General features: G+C 30.4%; 12 protein-coding genes. 6 read left to right on the top strand and 6 right to left on the bottom strand.

Annotated features, from left to right (window positions below):
* Window positions 1-350: 350 nt before the first annotated feature.
* The 4 genes from F8162_RS08240 to F8162_RS08225 all read left to right on the top strand — a co-directional run bounded on the left by F8162_RS08240 (window position 351) and on the right by F8162_RS08225 (window position 2,173).
* On the top strand, window positions 351-548 hold the full coding sequence (locus F8162_RS08240; RefSeq protein WP_151630238.1) for a helix-turn-helix transcriptional regulator: 198 nt from the start codon (window positions 351-353) through the stop codon (window positions 546-548).
* A gap of 26 nt (window positions 549-574) precedes the next feature.
* On the top strand, window positions 575-901 hold the full coding sequence (locus F8162_RS08235) for a hypothetical protein (RefSeq protein WP_150159642.1): 327 nt from the start codon (window positions 575-577) through the stop codon (window positions 899-901).
* A gap of 51 nt (window positions 902-952) precedes the next feature.
* Complete coding sequence (locus tag F8162_RS08230; RefSeq protein WP_151630234.1) at window positions 953-1,210, top strand: hypothetical protein; 258 nt, start codon at window positions 953-955, stop codon at window positions 1,208-1,210.
* 402 nt (window positions 1,211-1,612) lie between these two features.
* The gene (locus F8162_RS08225) at window positions 1,613-2,173 is read left to right on the top strand and encodes a hypothetical protein (RefSeq protein WP_151630235.1); all 561 of its coding nucleotides are present in this window, start codon (window positions 1,613-1,615) and stop codon (window positions 2,171-2,173) included.
* 712 nt (window positions 2,174-2,885) lie between these two features.
* Here the strand turns inward: F8162_RS08225 and F8162_RS08215 are convergent.
* From F8162_RS08215 to F8162_RS08190, 4 genes are all read right to left on the bottom strand, one after another.
* Window positions 2,886-3,116 carry a YczI family protein gene (locus F8162_RS08215; RefSeq protein ID WP_151630236.1) on the bottom strand — a complete coding sequence of 77 codons (231 nt, stop codon included), beginning with the start codon at window positions 3,114-3,116 and terminating at the stop codon, window positions 2,886-2,888.
* 643 nt (window positions 3,117-3,759) lie between these two features.
* A complete protein-coding gene (locus F8162_RS08205; protein WP_151869328.1) occupies window positions 3,760-4,422 on the bottom strand; it encodes a MarR family transcriptional regulator in 663 nt (220 codons plus the stop codon).
* A gap of 196 nt (window positions 4,423-4,618) precedes the next feature.
* Window positions 4,619-6,085, bottom strand: coding sequence for a plasmid recombination protein (locus F8162_RS08200; protein ID WP_151630237.1), 1,467 nt, complete (start codon window positions 6,083-6,085; stop codon window positions 4,619-4,621).
* A gap of 1,290 nt (window positions 6,086-7,375) precedes the next feature.
* Window positions 7,376-7,804: a helix-turn-helix domain-containing protein gene (locus tag F8162_RS08190; RefSeq protein ID WP_151616761.1), complete on the bottom strand. Its 429-nt coding sequence runs from the start codon at window positions 7,802-7,804 to the stop codon at window positions 7,376-7,378.
* Window positions 7,805-8,251: 447 nt separating this feature from the next.
* On the opposite strand from F8162_RS08190, the gene F8162_RS08185 reads away from it, so the two are divergent.
* The gene (locus F8162_RS08185) at window positions 8,252-8,653 is read left to right on the top strand and encodes a thioredoxin family protein (RefSeq protein ID WP_151616759.1); all 402 of its coding nucleotides are present in this window, start codon (window positions 8,252-8,254) and stop codon (window positions 8,651-8,653) included.
* 55 nt (window positions 8,654-8,708) lie between these two features.
* Here the strand turns inward: F8162_RS08185 and F8162_RS29050 are convergent, their stop codons facing one another.
* Complete coding sequence (locus tag F8162_RS29050) at window positions 8,709-9,482, bottom strand: hypothetical protein (RefSeq protein ID WP_225987890.1); 774 nt, start codon at window positions 9,480-9,482, stop codon at window positions 8,709-8,711.
* Between the two features lie 188 nt (window positions 9,483-9,670).
* On the opposite strand from F8162_RS29050, the gene F8162_RS08175 reads away from it, so the two are divergent.
* On the top strand, window positions 9,671-9,859 hold the full coding sequence (locus tag F8162_RS08175; RefSeq protein WP_134189576.1) for a hypothetical protein: 189 nt from the start codon (window positions 9,671-9,673) through the stop codon (window positions 9,857-9,859).
* 122 nt (window positions 9,860-9,981) lie between these two features.
* Here F8162_RS08175 and F8162_RS08170 read toward each other — a convergent pair whose 3' ends face one another.
* A complete protein-coding gene (locus F8162_RS08170; RefSeq protein WP_151616757.1) occupies window positions 9,982-10,542 on the bottom strand; it encodes a MerR family transcriptional regulator in 561 nt (186 codons plus the stop codon).
* Window positions 10,543-10,728 lie beyond the last annotated feature (186 nt).

Genomic DNA, 10,728 nt, shown 5'->3' with positions numbered 1-10,728 from the left:
AATTTCGAAATACATTCCGATTTTACCACCGATATGTATTACTTCTCGATACTAACATGAAAAACTTTTTTATTTATACAAGATTTTATGCAAAAAAAAGAGTAGCGGGGATCCTCCGAATCACCGCTACATCAACAATGTATAAAATCCTGTATAAGAAATAAATAAACATTGAAGTAAGAAACCTCATAAAAATAACGATTCTATGAAATAGTTGCTACCGATAATAATGCGTTATGTTAACTTAACCTGTATAGGATATTCATTAACCCAAAGTAATTAAAATATGCTTTGGGTTTTATATTTTCCAAGATAATATGTAAATATATCTTTACATTGTAGGTGAAATGATGGCTGTAAAAAATAAAATTAAGGAACTACGAGTACAACATAAAATTACACAAGTACAGATGGCAAAGGACTTACAAGTTACAAGACAAACGATTGTAGCCATTGAAAACAATCACTATAATCCAAATTTAGAATTAGCATTGAAAATAGCTCATTACTTTGATCTAAAAATGGAAGACATTTTTACACTTGAATAATCTTGAAATAAAGGAGCAAAAGAACAATGTGGATACAAAAGCAAGACGAAATGGAAAAACATCATGTAGAAAAAGCCAGTAAAAATGCATTCATGGTCTATACTGTTTTATTACTCATTTGGTCTTTATACGATAACTTTAAAAATGGTCATTTAGGAAATGCTTTTTTGATTTTATCAATAGGAAATGCAGTATATTTTTGGACACTGGTTGTACAAAAAAGAAAAATAGAACGCTTTGAAGAGACAGATGACCCTGATACAACAATAAAATTTGTAAAAAGAAACCAGCATTTTATCATGTGGGCAATTATCTTAATTGTTATAATTGTTATTGGATTACTTACAAAGTAAAAGAAAAGAATAACTTCCTAGAACGAGTTTTATGTTAAATGGAGGATTAATATGGACATTCAATGGCATGAAGATGGAATGGCATTTGAAACAATGCGAGAAGCTCATGAATGGGCATATAACGTAATATACAATGAGATTGGCTACCTATATGATGGATACAAAACTAAAGATGAAAAAATAGCCTCTTCTCTCATCTATGAATTAGTAAGAGCTAATACATTATGTGGCCCTAAGTATAATATTTTCTGTGACGAAGAGTGTACTATGAAACCATGTATTTATAAAGTTTGGGTGACATTAATTTAAAAATAAACTTCCGCTAAGGGTGTTTTTGCCCATCCCTCGAAAAGGGGGATTAAGAAAACGTCATTGTACCCACTTTTTATAAGAGATAGCACCAGACATTTTACGAAATTCATACAATTAGATAACAATAAAACTTTAATCAGCCCTCCCAAATTGTGCTCTTAAAGACAGTTAATCTACCATCTAACATTATATTTGTATTCACAATTAAATTGATAAATAAAACGCAGAATATTCGAATAAATAAACTGCGATTATCTTGAAACCACGGTTTTAAAGGGAGTAATCGTTGAATTCCATCATTTTTCCGCTTTCTGAAGGAGATATATTTTTATAGACTTATGTATTAAGATAGAAATGTGCTAGAAAATACCGGTAAAAAAGCATAAATAAGGAAAAGGGATGGGATTAAAAATGAAGGCTATATTAAGAAATATTGTATCAATGACTCTCGTACTCGCTTTGTTTACAACTTCTTTCGCTGGAATCTCCAAAGCTCAAGAGATTAATAGTGAAGAAGAAAAATTAGTACAAGAAGTAGCTGCACAATTGAAGTTTGTTGTTGAAGAAGCTGCAGTTAAAGATAAACACGGAAGAGTTGTAGATATTGATATTGATATGATAGAAAACAAATATGGTAAAACCGAAGAATTAGAACAATTGAGACAAGAAATCCAACGTGTAAATACACCGCCTGGCTATGAGGATCCATTCAAACAAGAAACAGAAGCTGTAGATAACTGTATAGAAAGAAAACTTATAGCAAATTATAAAGAATTTCTATCAGTAGGCTTTATAGGTTCTATTATTGCTAATATTACTAACAAAGAATATGAATTAGCAGCTAGAAAAATGATTAGATTAGGCGTCAAAGGTAATTTAATTGGTTTAGCTGGGCAGCTTGCTTGGTATCTAGGTACATGTATATATGAAGAAGAAGGATGGACTGGAAAAACTTGGTAATAGTTAAAAAACAACCTCTTATTTTCTAGAGGTTGTTTTTTTTGAAGAAAATAACCACATCATAATTTCAAAAAAACCTACTATAAATAGTGTTTTTATAAGGTTTTCAAACCAATTAAATTGATTATGATTTGCATAATTAAAAGCTATTAATACAATATACAGTAGGACAATAAAAATTAACGGTCTCTTATATGTCAAACTCAAATTATTCACCCCTTAAATACTTACTTAGGAAAGTTACCTTAATACTATGTTAACCCAAAGCACAATCACTTTCGATATTTTTCTATATTTCTCCAACATTTGTAACACCCCCCCTTTTTTAATAACACGTCCTCATAATAAATTTTCTTTGCTTGTTTATGCCCATCCACCGAAAAAGGGGGATAAGCCTAATCCATAAGAAATTTAAACTTGATGTCAAAAAATGTAACTTTGTGAAACAGCTAAAAATGTAGAGTTTTTCATTTCAAAAATACAACTTATTTATATTTGATACATGTCGATACAGTTATAGAAGATGTGAAACATATATTTTTAAGGGTAATCCAAATGATATTTGGGATATTCTGTATTAATACCCCTTTTCGGGGGATGGGCAAAGATACCCGCTAACGAATTTTATGTAAATAAGCCGTCCATATGGACGGCTTATTCTAGTTTTGCTTAATCTGTTTTTTTCCGAAATGCTGACGATACCCCATGTATGTTAAAAAATGAAAGTATAAATCGCAACAAATATAATAAATCCTGATGCTAAAAATAGCGTATATGCCGAAGCTTTTCGATTTTCTTTTAAATCAGAAAATCCTGTCATTAAAACCATCAATCCCACAAACAAAGACATATAAGGCATTACTTCAAACTTATCAGTTATTAAAGAGTAAACGGCTAAAATACAACTAATTAATCCAAATGTAATCTTTAATAATGTCAGCAAAGAACAACCTCCTTAATTAAGTCATAAGTATATAAATTGAGAATATCAAGGAATTAAGTGAGAAACAAACGGTTAAGGGAAAATGAAATTTCGAGAATAAAAACTATATACTAGCCCACTTTCTTTGGATCTTGCTCTTAGGTCTTCCATTGCTTTTTGGCTAGAGTGCTGGCTCGTCGTGTGGGGACGAAACCCCACGTAGTACGTATCTATTTTTGAATAAAGATTATTTTTGGACGAATGATCTAAGCGATTCGGCTCGTATAATTGCTAATCCAAGTCGAGAACCATTGCTTTGCTTTTTGTCTGTCGGCTTGGCGAGAAAAGCACACGAGCCGAAAAAAGTTTTGCAAGGACAATATCAAAAAGAAAAGGCGTTAGCCTTTAAGTGAGGATTAACGAACTGACTTTTTGATATTGAGGGTGGAGATTTTTGAGTGGTTTTCTCAAAAATACAACCCGTTCCTTGCGGAACTTTTAGCCCTATATATAAGAGTGAGAAGAGAGAAATGAAGAAAGCCAATAATAACAAGGGTTTGAGAGGGTTAGGGTGTTCGAAAATTCGAACACCTGTGTTCGAAAAAAGATACACCTAAAAAATGGAAAATGATAATAAAAAAAAGATGTCAATAACAAATGACATCTAAAATAAATAAATCGGTAAATTATGTTTTTTCTTATCTCCATCTACCTTGAAATTTCTAAGAGACTTCTTAAAAATCTTCATAGTGGCCTTATCTACTCCATCTTTAGGAGCACAACATAAAATATTAGGATTCACAAACCATGTACGAGAACTACAAATACGTCCATCTTCAGTTGTCATTCCTGATTCTGCAACTGCTAAAATTCCCTTTTCTAATAACCCATTCATTAAAACAGAAAGATTACTTCTACCTTTTCCTAACTTTCTTGCTAAGTAACTCGGTGTAGCTGCATCTGCATCTATTTCGTCTGAATCTTCATCCGAACATTCAACTAAAATATTAGTTTTAAATTCTATGTATGGTATTAAATCAATTAAAAAAGCTTTTTCAGCATTTGTCAGATATCCAATTTTACATACATAATTAATATTATCAGTAATTATCTGCACAAATCTCACCCGATCTGTAGGTTTTTTCTTTTTCCCTATAAAATACTCTTCCCCACCAGACATTTTACTTAACACTTGTAGCATAATAGCTCTTTCTTCTTCAGAAAGTCCACCGCTACCTTCAAGTTTTTCATAAATGCTATTGATCTTACTATCTCTTTCTTTTGCCTTTTTTTCAGCTTGTCCAAAATTAATAATTTTTTCCTTCATGTATTGTTGCCCCTCTCATATTATGGGCACAACGAAAACACCTTTATTTTCTATTTGACTATCAATAAAATTATGATAATCTATAAACAGATAATGAGTTTAGGTATTTTCGCTAAAATACCCTTTTAAAAGAGTCATGTTAGCCGCATGACTCTTTTTTTATTCTATCATGTTTTTTAGTTTCCCTAATATATTTTTATCGTTCCATATCATATCCTCGCTGTTTATGAGTTTCCCTCTTATATTCCTGTTCAAAATAATTATTAGCTCCCATATTATCTAAATCATTTTTAACAATCCCTCTAAACGCCTTAAATTTCTCTTTAAAAACTTTCTTTGTTTGTACATACAAAACCCTTATATTCATCTGCAAACCCTTTATATGAGCTTTTAATGAGCTTATTTCTCTATTTAGTACACCAACTTCTTTTTGCAACTTACCTTTTTCTTGTTTCAACGTTCGATTTTCTTTCATCCATCCCTCTGCATGGACTTTTAAACTTTCATTCTCTTTCACAAAATCCGTTTCTCTCAAACGCTCATAATCTTTTTTAATAATGACGGCTGCATTCACTTGCTTTGATAATTCTTGATATTGTTCTGGTGATAACACATAATTTCTTGTTTGTTTCTTCGTGATTTCAGCTTTTCCAAACATTTTATCCTGTACTTCTACTACTATTTCCTTATGTAAGAATGGAATTTTAACAGGTTCATTTGGTACTTGATCTGTAGCACTATCTAATTCTTTTTGCATTTGTTCTACTCTTTTTTCTAACTCTATATGACGCTGGCCAATTAATTGCAGCTTTTCGTTTTCACTCTCTACTTGTTGTTTCACTGTCTCTAGTTCTTTTTGTTTATCAATTACATCACTTTCCAAACTACTCTTCATTACTTGTAATTCTTTTGTTTTTTCTTCAACATTTTTCAAATCATAATCAATCGTTTGTAATTCTGTTTCTTTTTCTTGTACTTGATTTTCAATAGTTGACTTCGCTTCTGCATACTCCTTGTATTGACGAACTTTCATGTACTTATGAGAACCTACATTAGCACGTTCAAAATTCGGAATATGTTCTTTAGCCAATTGCTCAATATAAGCCGTTTCTAATTCTCTCCAATGTGCAATTAACTTTCTTCCCGTTCCTTCGACACCTTGTTGTTGCAAAGCTCTATCCATTCCGACACGCCTCGTTAATCCTCGACTACTTTCGAAATTTGGTACATAGTTAATATGTAAATGTGGATTCGCTTCATCATCATGTAAAACCATGTTATAAACTGCTAGATTAGGGTTTCGCCTTTGAAACGCTTCAGCATACTGTTTTAACGCTTCCTTTTTGGCTTCCCTATATTTCGAGTCATCTTTCCCTTCACCGATCGCTACGACTAATTCTCGTTGCTCATGCGTCTTATCGTCTTTATGTATTTTGTCATAGTAGTCATCAATTTTACGGTCATTCCGTTTTTGTTTCTCATTATATTTATCCACCGCTTCTTGAAAGACATCCTGGTATACACTTCGGATATCCTTTTGAACAAAATAAATATTCTCATGTAACCTGGATGGATCAATACCAGGATTCCCATGAATATTTTCTCTGTTATTATGACTTAATGAACTTTGGTGGGATTGATTAAATGAGATAGAACCCAACATAAAGTGCCACCACTTTCCCTAGATTAATTGATACCATCAGTCTAGCAAAGCGACGAAATGATGTCAATTAACGTAACCCTATACGTATTTTGACGCTAACGCATCAAAATCGATAGGGGTCTGCGACGCTTGTCGGCTTTACCGAGCCACATTACACGTGGCAAAAATAAAACCTCGGGCGTTGCCCAAACCCACTGGGGAACTCTTCCCCAGACCCCATCATTCGAACTCCCCAACCCCTCAATCCTTGAGGGGCTCCCTCGCCGGTTGGCATCCCCAAAACGGTTCGTTTTGAGGAAATGCCAAGAGGGTGATAAATCGGCTGCACGTGTCAATTCCTTAATGCTCCTTTCATGGATCAGCATAAACCGCTGATCCATTCCAGTCCGCTTACCATTGACTCTTACTGTTCATCTTTCTTCTCCCATTCTATTAAATGATGAGTATCTATGATATAATACATATCCATCACTTAATCTACCTAAAAGGGTTGTATCCTTTTAAAGAGTTCTTTATATATTTTATATAAAGAACTCTTTTACGTTTATTTATTTAAATTTGTGATAAAATTAATAAGACTACATTTGAAAATGTGGGTTCAAGTTGCTGTATTGACTGAATTGCATACAAAAAAACCAATTCTATTACACGAGAATTGGTTTTTTTGCGTATAATGAATAGAAATATATCTAGGCTCTTAAGGAATTCGGTCTTACATAAGCTAGTTTACCATAAATATAAATAAAAATAAAAAGAAAATTCAAAATTAAACGTAATTCCATCACTTTTAGTGGGAATAAAATATGAAATTTTGCATATTTTCCGATTAATTACCAAAAATGGGGATGGATAAGTTATAATAATATAAATGAAATTCCCTTTCAGTTTCCGATGAACTGTATTTTAATCTATTATTGGTGCGAAGTCTTTTAAAAGACTTCGTACTTTTTTGTTTACTTTCAAATCATTAAAACATAGAAGATATGATATAGAGCTTTAGAGAAAGAGAATTTTATAATTGATTAAATATAAAAAAACCAATTCTGGTGTGAAGAATTGGTCTTTTTGAAACAAGGAAATATTAACTTGTACACCATTTTACATGTACATAATTATTATACCAAATTAACATTCCAATTATTATAAAATCCTAAAAATTAGATTTTATTATGATAAAATTATGTTGTTAGTACGAATTCCTTTAATAGAATTCATACTTTTTTAATTTCTAAAGTAAACTTTTGAATATTTGTTTACATTATAAAAAGAAGACCAAACTAGATTGTTTTTCTAGTTCGGTCTTCTTTTTATTTTAAATTCATTAATAATTACTTTTTTCACATCACTATAAAATACCATTATTAGCATCCCTGATATAGTTATAAATAAAGAAACCCCTTCAATACCAATAAATATCCCTACAAATATAAGAACAATACCTATAAAAAATCCAAAATCATTTACCTCATCATCATCTTCACACTCATTTTTATCCTTTTTATCTAAACCCTCTCTAGCATCCCCTGATCCCTTTATTAACTCATCAATTGTTACTTCATATAAATCACTAAGTAAAATCAAATTATCAATATCAGGATAACTTTTATTACTCTCCCATTTATAAACAGCTTGTCTAGTCACTCCAACCTTTCGAGCTACATCTTCTTGCGAAAAGCTTTTTGATTCACGAAACTTTTTCAATTGCGAACCTAAATTCATATTATTCACCTCTAAGAAATCATTACATATAAACCCTTAATTAATAAAGAAACCATTAATCTAATACATGTAAACTAATAGTTCACATATTCAAATCCTTACTAAATCCCTCTTTACATTCAATTAATACAATGTTATCAGAAACTAAAAAAAGAATCCCATAAACATAGGACTCTTTTTTACTTTTATCAAATGTAAACTTTTAAATATTAGTTTACATTCATTTTCCCTTAAAACATTAAATTTATCCCTATTCCCATAAAACCATCAAAATAAGAAAAAAGTATACATTCAAAACACTATAAATAAAGAAGTTAAAACATTCATAAATAAAAAAATACCTCTACATTAAAGAAGTGCCCTAAAAGATATTTTTATGTTATAATTTTATAGATTTAATATTCAGAATAATTATTGTAGATATTAAAAATATAAAGGGGAAATAATATGAAAAAGATGTTAATCTTTGCAACTATATCAATAGTTTTATTAGTAACTATAACTCTATTAATCAACAAAAAAGAAAACTACTATAAAAATCAAATTTCACAACAAGAATTAAAACAAAACCTCTTAGAAAAAAAAGAAAAAGTTATTTATTTTTACCAAACAAATTGCTCACATTGCTTAAAAATTTCGCCTATTATTGTCCCTATGGCAAAAGATATGAGCATAAACATGGAAGTTTTAAATATAGAAAAAGAAATAGATCCTTGGAAAGATTATAATATCAAAGGAACACCTACAATTATCCATTATAAAGATGGAGAAGAACAAAGTAGAATTATGGGTGAAAAATCAGAGGAAACCTTTAAAAAATGGTTTGAACAAATTAAAAAATCTTCTTAAATAAATTATTCAAAAAAAAGATAGCTATAAATAGCTATCTTTTTTTTGAATAATTTTATTGATAATATTTAGCGCTTGTCCAACAATATCCAACTACACCACCTGTAAGGAACGATAATCCATAATAACAAGCTGAAGCTCCCGCAGGTCCTAAACCAGCACAAGCAATACCAGCAGCAGTAATAGCCCATGCAGCAATTCCTTGAGATGCTAAACAATTATTAAATCCTCTTAAAAAGTCTGTAAAAGAATTTGCACTAGCAGTTTTTACACTAAAAGGATTTAATGAACTTAAAAAACCTTCATCTTCTTTTTTCTGTTCTTTTTCAAAATGTTTAGCTTCTAATTGAACAGTATTATCTAATATTTTTTCATTATCAGTCCAAGTTTCAATTTGAACTTTATAAGATTTTAAATTTGCTGAATAATGATTTTCCATATAAGATTTTAATTCACCTTCTGAAGAAAAGTACACTGTAGCTAATTCATTTTTATCTTCGCTAAAGAAAAGAGGGATTTGCAATACAACCTCTTTATTTTTTTGATTTTGCATTATTATTACATTTTCTAAATCAACATTACCGTTCGATTTAAATTTAATAGATCCATCTTTTAATAAATTCTCTAAATTTTTTACATATTTTTCAGCTTGTTCACCTTCAACTTTTTCTAAATCATCAGTAAGATCTTTAGCTTTTTCAAGACTTTCGTATACTTTTTGATCTAATTTAGACTCTTGTGCATAACTAGTGATAGAACTAAGCGAACCAAAACTTAACAACATAATCCCCATAAAAACAGCAAGTACTTTTTTACCAATTTTCATCAAAAAAAAACCCTCCCTATATTTTACTCCTATTCATACTACCATTAATGTAATATTCAGTAAATGTAAATTTACAATATTTTCTTTTAATTAAGAATTTTTATTATATTCGAAATTAAACAGAAATAAGGTATGATAAAATAAAAAACAATTCTAAAATCTACTAAATAAAAATATTAGGAGGCTATTTAATGACAAATTACCGTCGCTATTCAACAATTCTAGGATTTTTAGGCGCCCTACTTATTGCTAGTGGAATGATGTTTAAAGATATATATATATATTCCCCTAGCATTGGCTGGATAGGAGCTTTTCTATCTTTTATATTAGCTGCATTCTTCATAACAAAAGACAAAAAAGAAAAAAATAAATACAAATAAATAAATATATAATAAGGGAATGCTTATAGACTGATCTATAACTGCATTCCCTTATTATATGTATACTATATTGCTATTCTTCTTTTTCCGACACTAAACCTTACAAAGAATAGCAACCACATTTAATTTTTAAACAAACCGAAAAAGCCTTTCCGTTTTTGTTTCTGATTTTGACTCTGTATCTCTCTAATATTTTCAAGCAATAACTGATCTCGCTTCTCTAATTTCTTCTCTATAAAAATTTCTAATTCACTGTTTTTACTCTCTACTTCTGTTAACTTTTTTTCTGTATTAGCTAAATGCTCTTTCGTCGTAACTAATTCATTCGTAATCTCCTGTAATTTCTGAACAAGCGCTTGATTAAACTGATTTTGTAATTGCTGATTTTCTAATACTTCATCCAATTTCTTTTCTAATTCTGATTTTTCTTCTTTTGAAACAAACGAATCAAGTTCTCCGTTTCGCCATGATCGAACTTGATCATAAGACCATTTTTGCACCTGTATTTTTTCTTTTATTGCTTTTAATTCTTCTACATTTTCCTTTGAGTATCTGCGATGCCCTCCCTGGCTTCGCTCCGTTTGTATATTAAATTCGTTCGACCATACTTTTAACAAATCGGTTGTGACCCCTAAAAGATCCGCAACAATTTTGGGTGTATGCATTTCCGATTTTAGTTCCAATTTTTATTCCTCCCCCAAAAACGGAATACGTTTTTTACTCATAAAACACAATTAAATCAACATTTCAATCAAAATCGGAATACACTTGCAACCGATACAAAAACCGATTTTAAAAACCATTTAATTTCGAAATACATTCCGATTTTACCACCGATATGTATTACTTCTCGATACTAACATGAAAAA

Origin of the sequence: Bacillus sp. CH140a_4T (assembly GCF_008923725.1) — a bacterium.
Taxonomy (GTDB): domain Bacteria; phylum Bacillota; class Bacilli; order Bacillales; family Bacillaceae_G; genus Bacillus_A.
The sequence above is the reverse complement of the archived record's forward strand: the minus strand, read 5'-3'. Positions and strand labels throughout refer to the sequence as shown.